This is a genomic window from Bacillus sp. UMB0728 (genome assembly GCF_002858875.1).
GTDB lineage: Bacteria > Bacillota > Bacilli > Bacillales > Cytobacillaceae > Bacillus_AB > Bacillus_AB infantis.
The window spans coordinates 1-15,880 of the sequence record NZ_PKLA01000012.1; the positions used below are offsets into that span (position 1 = coordinate 1).

Annotated in this window: 10 protein-coding genes, 18 tRNA genes and 1 rRNA gene; 26 read left to right on the top strand and 3 right to left on the bottom strand. The window is 46.9% G+C overall.

Annotated elements, in window-relative coordinates; all coding sequences use genetic code 11:
- The 19 genes from rrf to CYJ37_RS25995 all read left to right on the top strand — a co-directional run.
- Positions 1-110: ribosomal RNA gene (gene rrf / locus CYJ37_RS25905) — 5S ribosomal RNA — on the top strand; the annotation flags it as partial.
- 9 nt (positions 111-119) lie between these two features.
- Positions 120-221: transfer RNA gene (locus CYJ37_RS27495), tRNA-Val, on the top strand.
- Positions 222-244: 23 nt separating this feature from the next.
- Positions 245-329: transfer RNA gene (locus tag CYJ37_RS25915), tRNA-Leu, on the top strand.
- A 9-nt stretch (positions 330-338) separates the two neighbouring features.
- Positions 339-413: transfer RNA gene (locus CYJ37_RS25920), tRNA-Gly, on the top strand.
- A gap of 6 nt (positions 414-419) precedes the next feature.
- A tRNA-Leu gene (locus CYJ37_RS25925) sits at positions 420-508 on the top strand.
- A gap of 19 nt (positions 509-527) precedes the next feature.
- Positions 528-604: transfer RNA gene (locus CYJ37_RS25930), tRNA-Arg, on the top strand.
- A 116-nt stretch (positions 605-720) separates the two neighbouring features.
- A tRNA-Pro gene (locus CYJ37_RS25935) sits at positions 721-797 on the top strand.
- Positions 798-811: 14 nt separating this feature from the next.
- Positions 812-887, top strand: a tRNA-Ala gene (locus CYJ37_RS25940).
- 27 nt (positions 888-914) lie between these two features.
- Positions 915-991, top strand: a tRNA-Met gene (locus tag CYJ37_RS25945).
- A 6-nt stretch (positions 992-997) separates the two neighbouring features.
- Positions 998-1,074, top strand: a tRNA-Ile gene (locus CYJ37_RS25950).
- A 14-nt stretch (positions 1,075-1,088) separates the two neighbouring features.
- Positions 1,089-1,181 (top strand) — tRNA-Ser (locus CYJ37_RS25955).
- A 26-nt stretch (positions 1,182-1,207) separates the two neighbouring features.
- Positions 1,208-1,281: transfer RNA gene (locus CYJ37_RS25960), tRNA-Met, on the top strand.
- Positions 1,282-1,285: 4 nt separating this feature from the next.
- Positions 1,286-1,361 (top strand) — tRNA-Asp (locus CYJ37_RS25965).
- Positions 1,362-1,525: 164 nt separating this feature from the next.
- Positions 1,526-1,601, top strand: a tRNA-Phe gene (locus CYJ37_RS25970).
- 32 nt (positions 1,602-1,633) lie between these two features.
- Positions 1,634-1,709, top strand: a tRNA-His gene (locus CYJ37_RS25975).
- 4 nt (positions 1,710-1,713) lie between these two features.
- Positions 1,714-1,790, top strand: a tRNA-Ile gene (locus CYJ37_RS25980).
- Between the two features lies 1 nt (position 1,791).
- Positions 1,792-1,866: transfer RNA gene (locus CYJ37_RS25985), tRNA-Asn, on the top strand.
- Between the two features lie 6 nt (positions 1,867-1,872).
- A tRNA-Ser gene (locus CYJ37_RS25990) sits at positions 1,873-1,963 on the top strand.
- Positions 1,964-1,966: 3 nt separating this feature from the next.
- Positions 1,967-2,038, top strand: a tRNA-Glu gene (locus CYJ37_RS25995).
- Positions 2,039-2,112: 74 nt separating this feature from the next.
- Here CYJ37_RS25995 and CYJ37_RS26000 read toward each other — a convergent pair.
- On the bottom strand, positions 2,113-2,310 hold the full coding sequence (locus CYJ37_RS26000; protein ID WP_022544318.1) for a hypothetical protein: 198 nt from the start codon (positions 2,308-2,310) through the stop codon (positions 2,113-2,115).
- A 191-nt stretch (positions 2,311-2,501) separates the two neighbouring features.
- Between CYJ37_RS26000 and glgB the strand changes: the two genes are divergently transcribed.
- The 5 genes from glgB to CYJ37_RS26025 are packed head-to-tail and all read left to right on the top strand — an operon-like array spanning position 2,502 to position 10,432.
- On the top strand, positions 2,502-4,448 hold the full coding sequence (gene glgB, locus CYJ37_RS26005) for a 1,4-alpha-glucan branching protein GlgB (protein WP_101552943.1): 1,947 nt from the start codon (positions 2,502-2,504) through the stop codon (positions 4,446-4,448).
- Entirely contained in the window at positions 4,390-5,535 is a 1,146-nt protein-coding gene (locus CYJ37_RS26010) for a glucose-1-phosphate adenylyltransferase (RefSeq protein ID WP_022544316.1), read from the top strand. The genes glgB and CYJ37_RS26010 overlap by 59 nt, the downstream gene beginning before the upstream one ends.
- A gap of 25 nt (positions 5,536-5,560) precedes the next feature.
- Positions 5,561-6,589 carry a sugar phosphate nucleotidyltransferase gene (locus tag CYJ37_RS26015; RefSeq protein WP_022544315.1) on the top strand — a complete coding sequence of 343 codons (1,029 nt, stop codon included), beginning with the start codon at positions 5,561-5,563 and terminating at the stop codon, positions 6,587-6,589.
- Positions 6,586-8,022 carry a glycogen synthase GlgA gene (gene glgA / locus CYJ37_RS26020; RefSeq protein WP_101552945.1) on the top strand — a complete coding sequence of 479 codons (1,437 nt, stop codon included), beginning with the start codon at positions 6,586-6,588 and terminating at the stop codon, positions 8,020-8,022. The genes CYJ37_RS26015 and glgA overlap by 4 nt, the downstream gene beginning before the upstream one ends.
- A gap of 4 nt (positions 8,023-8,026) precedes the next feature.
- Positions 8,027-10,432 carry a glycogen/starch/alpha-glucan phosphorylase gene (locus CYJ37_RS26025; protein ID WP_101552947.1) on the top strand — a complete coding sequence of 802 codons (2,406 nt, stop codon included), beginning with the start codon at positions 8,027-8,029 and terminating at the stop codon, positions 10,430-10,432.
- A 63-nt stretch (positions 10,433-10,495) separates the two neighbouring features.
- Here the strand turns inward: CYJ37_RS26025 and CYJ37_RS26030 are convergent, their stop codons facing one another.
- Both CYJ37_RS26030 and CYJ37_RS26035 read right to left on the bottom strand, forming a co-directional pair.
- A complete protein-coding gene (locus tag CYJ37_RS26030; protein WP_101552948.1) occupies positions 10,496-11,254 on the bottom strand; it encodes a TraR/DksA C4-type zinc finger protein in 759 nt (252 codons plus the stop codon).
- A 185-nt stretch (positions 11,255-11,439) separates the two neighbouring features.
- On the bottom strand, positions 11,440-12,372 hold the full coding sequence (locus CYJ37_RS26035) for a 1,4-dihydroxy-2-naphthoate polyprenyltransferase (RefSeq protein ID WP_101552950.1): 933 nt from the start codon (positions 12,370-12,372) through the stop codon (positions 11,440-11,442).
- Between the two features lie 356 nt (positions 12,373-12,728).
- On the opposite strand from CYJ37_RS26035, the gene CYJ37_RS26040 reads away from it, so the two are divergent.
- Both CYJ37_RS26040 and menD read left to right on the top strand, forming a co-directional pair.
- Positions 12,729-14,135, top strand: a complete 1,407-nt coding sequence (locus CYJ37_RS26040; RefSeq protein ID WP_009795315.1) for an isochorismate synthase — start codon at positions 12,729-12,731, stop codon at positions 14,133-14,135.
- Entirely contained in the window at positions 14,132-15,880 is a 1,749-nt protein-coding gene (menD, locus tag CYJ37_RS26045; RefSeq protein WP_101552952.1) for a 2-succinyl-5-enolpyruvyl-6-hydroxy-3-cyclohexene-1-carboxylic-acid synthase, read from the top strand. The genes CYJ37_RS26040 and menD overlap by 4 nt, the downstream gene beginning before the upstream one ends.

The window sequence follows — 15,880 nt, forward strand, 5'->3', positions numbered from 1 at the left end:
GCGATAGCGAGAAGGTCACACCCGTTCCCATACCGAACACGGAAGTTAAGCTTCTCAGCGCCGATGGTAGTTGGAGGTTCTCCTCCTGTGAGAGTAGGACGCTGCCGGGCTTTAATATGGAGGATTAGCTCAGCTGGGAGAGCATCTGCCTTACAAGCAGAGGGTCGAGCATCTGACTTTTAATCAGAGGGTCGAAGGTTCGAGTCCTTCATGGCTCACCATTCAATCTCTAGTAATGAATTATGCGGGTGTGGCGGAATTGGCAGACGCACCAGACTTAGGATCTGGCGCCGCAAGGCGTGGGGGTTCGACTCCCTTCACCCGCACCAATTTTATATGCGGAAGTAGTTCAGTGGTAGAACATCACCTTGCCAAGGTGGGGGTCGCGGGTTCGAATCCCGTCTTCCGCTCCAGAGATTGCCGGGGTGGCGGAACTGGCAGACGCACAGGACTTAAAATCCTGCGGTAGGTGACTACCGTACCGGTTCGATTCCGGTCCTCGGCACCATTAATTTTATTTTAACTATGCGCCCGTAGCTCAATTGGATAGAGCGTCTGACTACGGATCAGAAGGTTATGGGTTCGACTCCTTTCGGGCGCGCCATACTATTTATGTAATGAAAGCCAGAATATAAGCCAACGAGTGAACACCTGACTGCTATTGCAGGATGATGTGAATAAGGAAGCACTGAAGAGATTCGACGCTTATCATTTACATGACGGGGAGTAGCTCAGCTTGGTAGAGCACTTGGTTTGGGACCAAGGGGTCGCAGGTTCGAATCCTGTCTTCCCGACCATTTGAAATTTATATGGGGCCTTAGCTCAGCTGGGAGAGCGCCTGCTTTGCACGCAGGAGGTCAGCGGTTCGATCCCGCTAGGCTCCACCATATAACCTTATAAAAAATACTTGATTTGGCGGTGTAGCTCAGCTGGCTAGAGCGTACGGTTCATACCCGTGAGGTCGGGGGTTCGATCCCCTCCGCCGCTACCAAATTAAGGACCTTTAGCTCAGCTGGTTAGAGCAGACGGCTCATAACCGTCCGGTCGTAGGTTCGAGTCCTACAAGGTCCACCATTCACTTGAAATATGGAGGTATACCCAAGTCTGGCTGAAGGGATCGGTCTTGAAAACCGACAGGCGGGTAACACCGCGCGGGGGTTCGAATCCCTCTACCTCCTCCATTATATTTTTGAATGATTTTTATCGTCGCGGGGTGGAGCAGTCCGGTAGCTCGTCGGGCTCATAACCCGAAGGTCGCAGGTTCAAATCCTGCCCCCGCAATACTGGTCCCGTGGTGTAGCGGTTAACATGCCTGCCTGTCACGCAGGAGATCGCGGGTTCGATTCCCGTCGGGACCGCCATTTTCACTTGTACAATCCATATCCAGTATAGCTCAGCAGCTCAGTCGGTAGAGCAGTTTGATACCTTATCTGAAAAGCTTCTGCGGCAATCTGTAAGGAAGTCCGTGAGAATTGATGAACAAAGGACTTAAACCATACAAGGTTTAGGAAGTGAATTTTATTGTGGCTCAGTAGCTCAGTCGGTAGAGCAAAGGACTGAAAATCCTTGTGTCGGCGGTTCGATTCCGTCCTGAGCCACCATTTATTATTTTATCTAATAGCATTGAACAGTGGCGATTGTGGCGAAGTGGTTAACGCATCGGATTGTGGTTCCGACATTCGTGGGTTCGATTCCCATCACCCGCTCCAAAGTGGGCCTATAGCTCAGCTGGTTAGAGCGCACGCCTGATAAGCGTGAGGTCGATGGTTCGAGTCCATTTAGGCCCACCATTCCGCAGTAGCTCAGTGGTAGAGCATTCGGCTGTTAACCGAACGGTCGCAGGTTCGAGTCCTGCCTGCGGAGCCAATCTATGGGGAAGTACTCAAGTGGCTGAAGAGGCGCCCCTGCTAAGGGTGTAGGTCGGGCAACCGGCGCGAGGGTTCAAATCCCTCCTTCTCCGCCATAAGGCCCCTTGGTCAAGCGGTTAAGACACCGCCCTTTCACGGCGGTAACACGGGTTCGAATCCCGTAGGGGTCATACAAAAAAGCTGTCAGCATCATGCTGGCAGCTTTTTTGTATGCATTATTTTCTTTTAAGCATTTGCTTGATGCTTAATCTGGAAGCTCTTCATTGTTTTGCAGCCGGTTTCCCGGATTATTTAGATCTATATCCGAAACAACTCCTGTATAAGGCCCCCGGAACATATCTCCTGTCGCCAGGATTTTTCCATCTGCAGGACCGAACAGCGGCAGTTTTTCTTCAGCAGCCTCTCTCTCCCGCAGGAGAAATTCTTCTTCCTGATTTGCCATCTTCATTCCACCCTTCATAAAAACATATGCTTATTATAGGCAATTCCCGCTAGAACCATTTCTATTTTACAAAAATAATCGAATTATAAGAGAAAATATCGAAAAATTTAATTTATTTTTACAAGGTATTTTTACATTGAACACGAATATAAAAAAGAATGTCAATGAACTAAAATCTGTTGGAAAGAAGGATGGCTGTGAAAACGATGTTACCCACCGACTATCAGATGCATTTATTTCATGAAGGCACCCTTTTTGACAGCCACCGTCTTTTTGGTGCCCACGTAATATTTGAAGATGGCAAGACCCTAACCAGGTTCGCTGTATGGGCTCCTAACGCCAAGGAAGTCAGGGTTGTAGGGGACTTTAACAGCTGGAATGGGGATGATTTCAAATTACATAGAATGAATAATGAAGGGGTATGGCACATAGTAATTGAGAAGGATTTGGCAGGCTGCCTCTATAAGTATGAAATATTGACACAAGAAGGCACCAGGCTGCACAAAGCTGATCCATATGCCTTCTATTCAGAGAAAAGGCCAGGCACAGCTTCAGTTGTATGGCCGCTTGAAGGCTATAAATGGAATGACCAGTCATGGCTGAAAGGAAGGATGAAGAAAAATACCTTTGCAGAACCGGCAGTCATCTATGAAATGCATGCCGGAACGTGGAAACGGAATAATGGCAACAGTCTGCTGAATTACAGGGAGCTGGCGGATGAAATTGTGCCTTATGTCCTTGAACATGGTTTCACACATGTAGAATTGCTCCCTCTTGTCGAGCATCCGCTCGATGCCTCCTGGGGCTATCAGGGGACAGGGTATTTTTCTCCGACCAGCCGGTATGGGAAGCCGCAGGATTTCATGTATTTTGTCGATCAATGCCACCAGCATAACATCGGTGTCATCCTGGACTGGGTTCCCGGCCACTTTTGCAAAGATGCCCATGGACTCTATAAATTCGACGGAACCCATCTCTTTGAATATAAGAACGAGAAGGATAGGGAGAATTATGTATGGGGCACTTCAAACTTTGACCTGGGCCGAAATGAAGTGCAGAGCTTTTTAATCTCCAATGCATTATTCTGGCTGGAAACCTATCATATAGACGGGTTCAGAATGGATGCAGTTTCTAATATTATTTATTGGCCCAATTCCCATGAACAGCATCAGAATCCGTATGGAATTGAATTCCTCCGCAAGCTCAACAGCACTATCAGGCAATATGATCCCTCCATTTTTTTAGCAGCTGAAGATTCATCCAATCTCCCTCAGGTGACCTCTCCTGCCCATTATGGCGGCCTGGGCTTTCATTACAAATGGAATATGGGCTGGATGAATGACGTACTGGCATATATGGAAACCAGTCCAGAGGCGAGGTCTGGAAAGCATGGCAATATTACATTTTCACTCTTATACGCTTTCAAGGAAAACTTTATATTGCCTCTCTCCCATGATGAAGTTGTACATGGAAAGAAGTCTCTCCTCAATAAAATGCCTGGAGATTATTGGAGAAAGTTTGCCCAGTTCCGGCTGCTCCTGGGCTATATGATGGCACATCCAGGTAAGAAACTGCTGTTTATGGGCTTTGAAATCGCCCAATTTTCAGAATGGAAAGATTCAGAAGAGCTTGACTGGAATCTGATGGATTATGAAATGCACCAGAAAGCAAACAGGTATACAAAGGATTTGATACGGCTTTACAGGAGGTCCAGGCCCCTATTTGAACTGGACCATGTCCAGGAAGGCTTTGAGTGGATTGATGCAGATAACCGGGAACAATCGATTTTCTCTTTCGTCCGCTTTAGTGCTGCCGAGGGTGAACACCTCATTGCAGTATGCAACTTTACAGCCGACCCGTATCGGAATTTCAGGATCGGAGTCCCGCATGCCGGAAGCTACAGGGAAATATTCAACAGCGATAAGGAAGAATATGGGGGATCCGGCTGGATCAACAAAAAAGTAGTCAAAACAGAAGAACTGGAATACCACGGCCGGCCTTATTCAATTCAAATGGCTATCCCGCCGTTTGGTATTACTATTCTGCGTCCTGTTAAACATAGAAAGGAGAGGAAAGGGAATGGCAAAGACAAAATGTGTGGCCATGCTGCTGGCAGGGGGAAAAGGATCAAGGCTTAACTCTCTGACTGAGAATCTTGCAAAGCCAGCTGTACCATTTGGAGGCAAATACAGGATCATTGATTTCACCTTGAGCAATTGCACAAATTCAGGGATTGATACAGTCGGGGTCCTGACCCAATATCAGCCTCTTGTACTTAATTCTTATATCGGCATAGGAAGCGCCTGGGATTTGGACAGAATGAACGGAGGGGTAACCGTTTTGCCGCCATATGCCGAATCTTCAGAGGTCAAGTGGTATACAGGCACTGCGAGCGCAATATTCCAAAATATAAACTATCTTAAACAGCATGAACCTGAGTATGTGCTCATCCTGTCAGGTGATCATATCTACAAAATGAATTATGACCTGATGCTTGATTATCACATTGAAAAGAACGCTGATGCTACCATTTCCGTCAAAGAAGTTCCCTGGGAGGAAGCCAGCCGCTTCGGAATCATGAATACGAACGATGATCTGAGCATTGCAGAGTTTGATGAGAAGCCGGAGAATCCGAGAAATAATATGGCTTCGATGGGAATTTATATATTTAAATGGGACGTACTTAAGGAGTATCTGGAACTGGACGATCTGGATAAGGACTCTTCACATGACTTCGGAAAGGATATTATTCCAAGGCTTCTGAATGACCGCAAAAGTCTCTATGCCTATCCTTTCAGCGGTTACTGGAAGGATGTGGGGACTGTGCAAAGTCTTTGGGAAGCCAATATGGACTTGCTGGATGACGATTGCCAGCTGGATCTGAATGACTATTCCTGGAGGATCTATTCTGTTAACCCCAACCATCCGCCGCAATATATCGCACCGATGGCGGAAGTGGATGAATCCATGATCAATGAAGGCTGTGTTATTGAGGGGGAAATTTATAAAACGGTCCTCTTTCAGGGAGTAGAGGTCAAAGCGGGTTCAATTATAAAAGAGTCGGTCATTATGCCGAATGCTGTCATCGGAAAAAATGTCTTTATTGAAAGAGCAATTGTTCCTTCTGATATGCACATACCGGACGGAACGGTTATCAGAGATGATGAAAATGAGGGTGAAATAATCCTTGTGACAGAGGAAATGATTAAGGAAATCCATTCATAGGAATATAAATCAGGAGGGGATATAGTTGAATAAGAGATTGCTGGGCGTTATAGATGCAACAACCTACCATGAAGGATTGGAAGAACTGATAGTCCACCGCTCTCTTGCGGCAGTGCCCTTTGCAGGCCGCTACCGGTTGATAGATTTTGTTCTCTCCAGCATGGTGAATTCAGGGATTGCCAGTGTGGCCATTTTCCCGAAATTTCAATACAGGTCACTGATGGACCATCTTGGATCAGGAAAGAACTGGGATTTGAACAGAAAGAGAGACGGCCTCTTTTTCTTTCCATCTCCGCTCCTTGATGGGCCTAGGCAGGGGGTAGGTTCCTTCAATCATTTTGCAGCCAACCTTGATTATTTCTACCGCAGCAATCAGGAATATTCTTTAATAGCAAATTGCTACACTGTTCTTAATATGGACTTTCGGCCGGCCCTTGAGAGGCATATCCAATCCGGATGTGACATTACGGAACTCAGGCATAACGGAAAATCCCTTGAAATGTATCTTGTGAAAACTTCCCAGCTGATCGAATTCATCGAAAACAGAAATGAAACAGGCTATTCCTGTATGAGCGATATAGCAGCCGACCTGAACCATGTTTATAAGGTCTGTGCGTACGAATATACAGGGCATGTTGCGAGGATCGACTCGATTGAAAGCTACTATCTGGCAAGCATGAGCATGCTTGAGCCCGAAACCTTCAACAAGCTGTTCCGTAAAGATCAGCCAGTTTATACGAAGGTAAAGGATGAGCCGCCTGCGAGGTACCTGAAAGGCGCAGGGGTGAAGAACAGCATGGTGGCAAACGGATGCCTTATAGAGGGAACGGTTGAAAACAGCATCATCTCCAGGGCTGTCAGGATTGGAAAAGGATCAGTTGTGAAAAATTGCATCATTATGCAAAAATGCCAGATCGGAGAAAACTGTATATTGGATTCAGTCATCATCGACAAAGATGTCAGAATTGAATCAGGGACTGTCATGGAAGGTTCTCCTGTGCAGCCAATCGTAATCCGGAAAGGAACTATACAAGGGGCGCTGATGAATTCATGAAAGTCTTATTCGCTGTATCTGAATGTGTGCCATTCGTTAAATCAGGGGGGCTTGCCGATGTGGCAGGCTCCTTGCCGAAAGAATTGAAAAAGCTGGGAACGGACGTAAGAATCATTCTGCCAAAGTATGGGAGCATACCGGAAACTTATAAGAAGAAAATGAAAAAGGTCAGGGAGTTCAGCGTTTCCGTGGGCTGGCGAAACCAGTACTGCGGAATCGAAGAGCTTGTCCATGACGGTGTCATTTTTTATTTTGTCGATAACGAGTATTATTTTTTACGTGACCAGCTTTACGGATATTTTGATGATGGAGAAAGATTTGCTTACTTCAGCAGGGCTGTCCTGGAAAGCATGAGAGAGCTTGATTTCTATCCTGATATTATTCATTGCCATGACTGGCATACAGGCATGGTCCCCTTCTTGCTGAGTGTCCAATACAGACACATAAAGGAATATGCTTCTATAAAAAGCGTATTTACCATTCATAATCTTCAGTTCCAGGGCATCATGCCAAAAGAGGCGCTAGGTGACTTATTTGGCCTTGAAGAGTTTTGTTTTAATGCAGAGCAGCTCGAATTTTATGGCTGCATCAATTTTATGAAGGCGGCCCTTACATCTGCCGATAAAATAACAACCGTCAGTCCTACCTATAAAGCTGAAATTCAGAATGAATATTATGGAGAGAAGCTTGATGGGCTGCTTAGGATGCGGGACGGTGACCTGGCCGGCATACTTAATGGGATTGATGCTGATTTTTATGATCCGGAAAATGATCCGATGATTGCTGCGCCGTATAATGTGAATCTATTAACAAATAAAGGCAAAAATAAACGCAGCCTTCAAAAGATGGCCGGCCTCCCGGAACACCCGGAAGTACCCATTATTGCAATGATTACAAGACTGACAAGCCAAAAAGGCCTTGATCTTGTAAAGTGTGTCTTTCAAGAGCTGATGTCAGCGGAGGTACAATTCATTGTCCTTGGCACCGGAGAAGAGGAATTTGAACAATTCTTCGCCGGAATGGAGCAGGAATATCCGGAGAAGGTGAGAGCGTATCTACGCTTTAATGAGGATTTGGCCCATAAAATATACGCAGGCGCAGATTTATTCCTGATGCCTTCAAAGTTTGAACCATGCGGCCTCGGACAGCTGATCGCCATGAGGTACGGGACGTTACCGATTGTCAGGGAGACGGGGGGATTAAACGATACAGTCCATTCATATAATGGGGAGGCAGGAGAAGGAAACGGCTTCTCCTTTACTAATTTTAATGCCCACGATATGCTCTATACCATTAACCGGGCCATTTACTATTATAGCCGGAAAGAAGAGTGGAAAGAGCTGGTCAAGAGGACGATGAGCCTGGATTACAGCTGGGCCCAGTCTGCGTTCAAGTACAGCAAGCTTTACGAAGGGCTTGTTTCAGGGGAGTGAGAGGATGTTTTCGGATAAGGAAGAGTTCAAGGAGGTCTTTTTGACAAGGCTTGAAATGACCAGCGGGAAAAGCTTTCCTGACAGCACGAAGCGCGATCAGTACCAGACCCTCGGACATATGGTGAGGGAATATGTCAGTATGAACTGGATCAACACAAATGAGCGCAGCAGGATGATCAAGCAAAAACAGGTCTATTATTTATCCATTGAATTCCTTCTTGGACGGCTGCTGCGCAATAATCTGCTTAATCTCGGCATTCATAAAGTCGTTGAGGAGGGGCTGCAGGACCTTGGCATTGAACTGGGCGATCTTGAAGAGTCAGAGCCCGATGCGGGCCTGGGGAACGGGGGGCTTGGCAGGCTTGCGGCCTGTTTCCTTGATTCCCTTGCATCGCTCGATCTGCCAGGGCATGGGTGCGGTATACGCTATAAGCATGGGCTTTTTGAGCAGAAGATTGTCGACGGATATCAGGTCGAGCTGCCGGAACAGTGGCTGAGGCACGGAAACGTCTGGGAAATAAGAAAGGCTGATTCTGCAGTGGAAATCCCTTTTTGGGGAAGAGTGGAATGCAGCGAGGAGGAAGGCAGGCTGGTTTTCAGGCATCTGCCTGGTGAAACGGTTACTGCGGTTCCGTATGATATGCCGGTTGCAGGGTACCAAACTGAGACAGTCAATACATTGAGGCTCTGGAGTGCAGAGCCTTCTCCTTTTCCTCAGCATAAAAATATTATGCAATACAAAAGGGAAACTGAGCTGATTTCGGAATTCCTGTATCCGGATGACACACATGATGAAGGGAAAATCCTCCGTCTTAAGCAGCAGTATTTTCTTGTATCAGCGAGTATCCGGTCGATTATAGAGTCCTTTAAAAAGCAGCATGGAAATATGAAGGATTTTAATCAGTTTATCAGCATCCATATAAATGATACCCATCCGGTGCTTGCGATTCCGGAATTGATGAGAATTCTTGTAGATGAAGAAAAGATGGCCTGGGAGGAAGCGTGGGATATTACGGTTTCAACCATTTCCTATACAAATCATACGACGCTTTCCGAAGCATTGGAAAAATGGCCGATCCGTCTATTTCAGCCTCTTCTTCCGAGAATCTTTATGATTGCGGAAGAAATCAACAAGCGGTTCTGCCTGAAGCTGGAGGAAAAGTACCCCGGTGATTGGGAGCGGATCCGGTCAATGGCCATCATCTCCGATGGAGAAGTGAAAATGGCGCATCTGGCCCTTGCCGGAAGCCACAGTGTCAATGGAGTGGCGGCTCTTCATACAGAAATTCTTAAACACAGAGAAATGAAACAGTTTTACGAATTGTATCCCGAAAAATTCAACAATAAAACCAATGGCATTACACACAGACGGTGGCTGCTGAATTCCAACCCCCGCCTTGCGGGCCTGATCTCAGAAGCCATCGGTCCCGGCTGGATAAAGGAGCCCCAGCGCTTGGGAGAGATGGCCAAATTTGCTGAAGACAGCAGTATGCTCCTGGAGCTTGAGCTGATCAAAGAGGAAAATAAACAAAGGCTTGCCCGCCGGGTCAAGCAGCAGACAGGCCTTTCCATTGATACGTCATCTATTTTTGATATCCAGGTAAAGAGGCTTCATGCCTATAAAAGGCAGCTGTTGAATGTGCTTCATATTATGCATATGTATAATAGGATAAAAGAGGGGGATTCCCACATTCAGCCCCGGACTTTCATATTCGGTGCTAAGGCGTCTCCAGGCTATTATTATGCGAAAAAGATCATCAAACTCATCAATACAGTTGCTGAAAAAGTGAATAATGACCCGGCTGCGAATAAGCTGATTAAAGTCGTATTTCTTGAAAATTACCGGGTATCCCTTGCCGAAGAAATTTTCCCTGCTGCAGATATCAGTGAACAGATTTCCACGGCCAGCAAGGAGGCATCAGGAACGGGCAATATGAAATTTATGATGAATGGGGCACTGACCGTCGGTACTCTGGACGGCGCCAATGTAGAGATACTGGAGAGGGTTGGGGAAGAGAATATTTTCATTTTCGGGCTGGCTGCCGAAGAAGTTCTCCGTTATCAGCAGAATGGTGAATACCGGTCAATGGACTATTATCATCTTGATAAAAGGATCAGCACCATCATCAATCAGCTGACCAATGGATTTTTCCCTTATGCCGGGGATGAATTTGAAAGCATCGCGGATTCGCTGCTGATGCATAACGATCAATATTTTGTCCTCCGCGACTTCGATTCCTATGCAGCCATACAGAAACAGGCAGCTAATGCGTATGGAGACAGGCTTGGCTGGCTGCGGAAAAGCCTGATGAATATAGCCGCATCAGGTCATTTCTCCAGCGACCGGACCATTCGTGAATATGCCGAAGAAATTTGGCATATCCAGCCGGCAGCAAGCCATTCTAAATAAATTTTGCAGACGAAGCAAAAGGCCTGGTTACCCACAGGCCTTTTGTTTGCCGTTTTTCAGCTGTCATTTGTTTTCCTTATCCTCCAGATAGCTGTCCCCTTTTTTATAAGGGACCTTGCCGAACGGCGCATCCAGATTTTCATCTTCCAATTCCTGCTGGTATTGCTCTTCTGTATCCGAGCGGACAACCCTTCGATTTTTCCCTTCTATATCAGTCGCACTGAAGGATTCATATTCTTCTGTGAATCCTTCATCATTATGATCCGTATCATACAGACTGTTATAATCCTTATGCTGACCGTTGAAATCTGACGGTGTTTCGGAGGTGCCATAGCTGGCAGCCTGTTCAAAGCTGTCCTGTTCATCATTAATGTCTTTGTAATCATCAAAATTAAAATGGTTGTCATGATTGGGACTCAGCACGTCTTCCTCTGCAGGCCGGTCTGATGCAGGATGCTGAGAAGGAGCATGGTCAACACAATATAAAGCCGTTGGGACTGCCTCAAGTCTTTCAAATGGAAGGTCCTTTCCACACTCCCTGCACTTTCCGTAAGTCCCATCCTCAATTGCCTGGAGGGCTTTGTTCACTTTATCCAATTCCTCGTTCTGATGCTCTTCGATTGCCTGATCTTTCTCTCTTTCAAAAAGCTCAGTGCCCGCATCACCGGGGTGGTTATCGTACATCGACAGTTCACCGACTGTATCCCTTGCGCTTTCATTGTCAAAGCGGCTGTTCGTATCACTGTCCAGCTGTTCTTCAATGGTCTTCTTATCTTCTTCCAGCATAGACTTCAAATCGTTGATCTGATCCTTTGTAATCATTGTTCCACATCCTGTTCCATAAGTAGTATTTATTAGAATAAAAGGCCGTTTCCGGCTAAAGAGACAGTTGCATGCAGGCCTATTTGCCTTGCTTAGAAATTACCCTTTATTCAGCCAATGAAACATGGCGGGAAGACCGCAAAAAAAGCCCTCTGCACAGTGCAGAAGGCTATAATATCAATTTTTTACAGCAGATATCCCAGAAACAGGCCGACAGACAGCAGAAAACCGAAAATGGTGTTCGTCTGAGCGGTAGCCACCATGGCAGGCATCATTTGGGCCGGCTTTGTTTTGCCGATGAAGCCCTTTGTTGCCTTCACAGCCTTTGGGATGCTGAGAGCGACAATGGCCAGCCACGGAGAGATATAGCCTGCAGCTATCATTACGAATATCCATATATAAGAAATGGTGAACATGATCCCAAGGAAGTATATTGCCTTGTCCCTGCCGAGCAGAATTGCCAGGGTCTTCCTGCCAAATTCCTTGTCTCCATCCAGATCCCTGATATTGTTGGCCATCAGAATCAGTCCGACGAGGATGAAAATAGGAACTGAAATCATCACACTAAGCGTGGTAACTGTGCCTGTCTGGATAAAGAAGGATATGAGGATGATCATCATACCCATGAAGAAGCCTGCTACAATTTCCCCGAATGGCGTATAGGCAATCGGGAAAGGGCCTCCAGTATACAAATAGCCGGCTGCCATACAGACAAGTCCTACCGCGGCAAGCCACCAGCTGCTGTTCATGCAGATATAAACGCCAAGGAGCAGCGCGATGAAGTAAAGGGCAAAGGCAAGCTGAATCACTGTCTTAGGTTTAATCCCTTCACGCACGATGGCGCCGCCAATCCCAATGGATTCAGCTGTATCAAGGCCGCGCTTAAAGTCAAAATATTCATTGAACATATTCGTAGCCGCCTGGATCAGAAGGCTGGCCACGAGCATGGCCAAGAAAAGGCTGAAGCTGATATCTGTTGTATCTATTGCCAAAGCAGTGCCCAGCAGGACGGGCACAAAAGCTGCCGTCAAGGTGTGCGGCCTGGTTAATTGCCACCAGACTCTCCATCCGCCCGATTTCATGGCAGGCGAAGGATCGGGATGCGTTTGTGGATGCATTTTTGACTCTCCCCTTAATATATTCTTTGTATAACAAACCTTTATATTTTAGCTTAAAATCAGCTGCAGGTCAAAAATGTCCTGACATACTCAAGTTTAGCAAAGATCAATGGGGTGTCAATGGATTTTTGCATACTGCCGAGGCGGGAATTACCTGATTTTCCGCCTTTTTTCAGGCATCGTGCTGCCAAACATAGGATATGGAAGGAAAACGTGAAGAGCAGGCTTTTATAATATTGATGATACATGCATCCTCAGGCCGATGTTGTTGACATCATATAATCATGAGGTGTATCTTAAAATAAGCTGAAAAACGAAAGAATAACAGCGGTAAAGCTGTTATTGGAGGGATTTTCTTGGTTACGATACAGGATACGGAACTTAAGGAAGGAATCCTGGAAGCAATTAAAAGGGCCGGGGCTTTTTCGGAGCCTATCCTTGTCAGTGAAGTCCATAAACTGGACCATATTGACCCATTATCATTTTTTGCTTCAGGAAGACAGGCGTTTTTTGGTGAACGCTTTTACTGGAAAGATCCTTCGAATGAAACCATCCTAGCCGGTTTGGGAATATGCAAACTTATTCAGTCGGATATGGCTTCCGGCCGTTTTTCTCATGTAGAAAAAGAGTGGAAGCGCTTTATCCGCAATGCAGTCATATATAATGAATACTCTGCCGCCGCTGCAGGCCCTGCCCTGTTCGGGGGATTCTCTTTTGATCCGGAAAAGGAAAAGACCGCATTATGGTCCAAATATCCGGATTCTCTTTTTCATGTTCCGAGGTATTTGCTGACGCAGACTGGAGGACAAACATTCCTGACGACAAATGTTGTCTGCACGAAACATGATGATGTGTCGCTTGCTGAGAAAATCAGGGAAGAAAGGCGCCTCCTGCTCGAAGGGATTGGGGCATCTGTTCAGGAGGAGGAAAGCAGGCTTATCTCTGAAGAGGAAATTCACCCGCAGGAGTGGATGGATTCAGTCACTTCAGCGGTCGAAAATCTAAAGGCTGGAAAGCTTAAGAAAGTGGTGCTTGCAAGGGAACTCCGGCTTTCTTTTTCCGGGAAAATAAAAGCGGAGCAGGTACTGGGCAAGCTTCACAATGAACAGAATGAAAGCTTTATCTTTGCTTTTGAATCCCAAGGGGACTGTTTTATCGGGGCTTCCCCTGAACGGCTTGTTAAAAAGAAAGGAAAAAGCCTTTATTCGACCTGCCTTGCCGGGAGCATTCCGAGGGGAAAGACTCCTGCGGATGACCAGGCACTTGGGGAGGCATTATTATCGGATGAAAAAAATCTCATAGAACATCAGTATGTGGTTGAAATGATAAAAACGGCCATGGATGAAGCCTGCGAGGAGATTATAATTCCTTCAAAGCCCCGGCTAATGAAAATGAAGCATATCCAGCATTTGTACACACCAGTGGAGGGGATGACGAAAGAGGAAGCTTCATTGCTCCTGCTGGTTGACAAACTTCATCCGACCCCTGCACTCGGCGGACTGCCCAAGCAGGAAGCTGTGGATATGATCAGAGAGATTGAGGAACTTGACCGGGGCTATTATGCGGGGCCGCTGGGCTGGCTTGATTACAGCGGCAATGGAGAATTTGCTGTATCGATTCGTTCCGGCCTTCTTCAGGGAAATGAGGCTTCTTTATTTGCCGGATGCGGAATCGTGGAGAGTTCAAACGCTGAGAGCGAATTCATGGAAACCAAGATCAAATTCCGTCCTATGCGGTCAGCTCTGGGAGGACTAACAGAATGAATCATCAAGAAGCATTAACAACTTATATTGCTGCATTTGTCTCGGAGCTGGCCAAAACCGGTGTCCGGGACGTTGTTGTCAGCCCGGGATCCCGTTCTACGCCGATGGCCATGATTATGGCGGAACATCCGGAACTCAATGTGCATATTCACGTCGATGAGCGTTCGGCCGGCTTCTTTGCCCTCGGAATCGCCAAAGCATCAGGCAGACCGGCTGCACTGCTTTGTACTTCAGGGACAGCCGCGGCGAATTACTTTCCGGCTGTTGTTGAGGCAAAGATCTCGAGAGTCCCGCTCGTCGTCCTGACGGCAGACCGTCCTCATGAATTGAGGGATGTAGGAGCACCTCAGGCAATCGATCAGATCCACCTTTACGGCGGGCATGTTAAATGGTTTGCAGAAATGGCTCCGCCCGAGAGCTCAGATGAAATGATCAGATATGCCAGGACAGTATGTGCCAGGGCATATGCAGAGTCAGTGAAGGCCCCTGCCGGCCCTGTCCACCTCAACTTTCCTTTTCGCGAGCCCCTTATACCTAAGCTCGATGAAAATCTGTTCGAAAGCCGGGAAAGGCCTGAGGGTTTTGTTTCCATCCAGCAGGGGGAGCTTGCTCTTCCGGATTCTGTTTTCAGAGAGATGGCAGACGACCTCTCATCCTTCCAAAAAGGCATCATCATTTGCGGACCCCATGAAGACAGCCGCTTTGCAGCTGAAGTGGTCAAGCTGGCAGAGACGCTGGATTTTCCGATTTTAGCGGATCCGCTCTCACAGCTGAGAAGCGGCAAGCATGATAAAGCGCTTGTTATTGACGGATATGACAGCTTCCTGAGGACAGATGCAGCGAAAGAAGCCCTGAATCCGGATGTGGTAATCCGCTTCGGATCGATGCCTGTCTCAAAGGCACTCACCATATTCTTAAAGGAAAACAAAGATAGCAGGCAAATTGTTGTCGATGGCGGTGCAGGCTGGCGTGACCCGTCCCTGCTTTCTTCAGAGATGGTCTATTGCAGTGAGGCCCTCTTTTGTGAGAAGGTACAAAGCTTTGCTGGTCGCAGGGAGCCTGGGGGCGAATATAGTGCGCTATGGAAAGAGGTTAATGAAAAAACGAAGCTGGTGCTTGCAGAGGCCGGCTCGGCTATAGAGATGAGCGAGGGGAAGCTGTTCCTCCAGCTTGCAGAACTACTGCCTGATGAGAGTACACTGTTTGTCGGAAACAGCATGCCGATCCGTGATCTCGACACCTTCTTCCATAATAATGACAAAAGCATTCGCGCGATGGGCAACAGGGGTGCTAACGGAATCGATGGAATCATTTCCACTGCACTGGGTGCCGGCTTATATTCTCAGCCGCTTTATCTGGTGCTGGGGGATTTGACATTTTTCCATGACCTTAATGGCCTGATTGCTTCAAAGCTCCACAATATCAATGTCCATATCCTGCTCATCAATAACAATGGCGGCGGTATATTCTCATTCCTGCCCCAGGCAGGCGAGAAAAAGAATTTTGAGCTCCTTTTTGGCACGCCTTTGGATTTAGATTTTGAGCATGCGGCAAAGCTTTACGGCGCGAAATACGACCGCGCTGAAACTTGGGAAGAATTTGAGCGTGCCATTAAAGAGGGCTATGGTGATCACAGCCTAAAGGTAACCGAAATAATGACAAACCGGGACAAAAACCTTGCTGAGCATCGAGAATTGTGGAATCGTGTTTCCCGGGAAATAAACCTGTTCCTAAAAGGAGAATAA

Bases quoted from the DNA above. Each gene is read 5' to 3' on its own strand.
- glgB (WP_101552943.1), top strand. From the start codon at position 2,502: ATGGCTGTGAAAACGATGTTACCCACCGACTATCAGATGCATTTATTT.
- CYJ37_RS26000 (WP_022544318.1), bottom strand. From the start codon at position 2,310: ATGGCAAATCAGGAAGAAGAATTTCTCCTGCGGGAGAGAGAGGCTGCT.
- CYJ37_RS26010 (WP_022544316.1), top strand. From the start codon at position 4,390: ATGGCAAAGACAAAATGTGTGGCCATGCTGCTGGCAGGGGGAAAAGGA.
- menD (WP_101552952.1), top strand. From the start codon at position 14,132: ATGAATCATCAAGAAGCATTAACAACTTATATTGCTGCATTTGTCTCG.
- CYJ37_RS26030 (WP_101552948.1), bottom strand. From the start codon at position 11,254: ATGATTACAAAGGATCAGATCAACGATTTGAAGTCTATGCTGGAAGAA.
- glgA (WP_101552945.1), top strand. From the start codon at position 6,586: ATGAAAGTCTTATTCGCTGTATCTGAATGTGTGCCATTCGTTAAATCA.
- CYJ37_RS26035 (WP_101552950.1), bottom strand. From the start codon at position 12,372: ATGCATCCACAAACGCATCCCGATCCTTCGCCTGCCATGAAATCGGGC.
- CYJ37_RS26025 (WP_101552947.1), top strand. From the start codon at position 8,027: ATGTTTTCGGATAAGGAAGAGTTCAAGGAGGTCTTTTTGACAAGGCTT.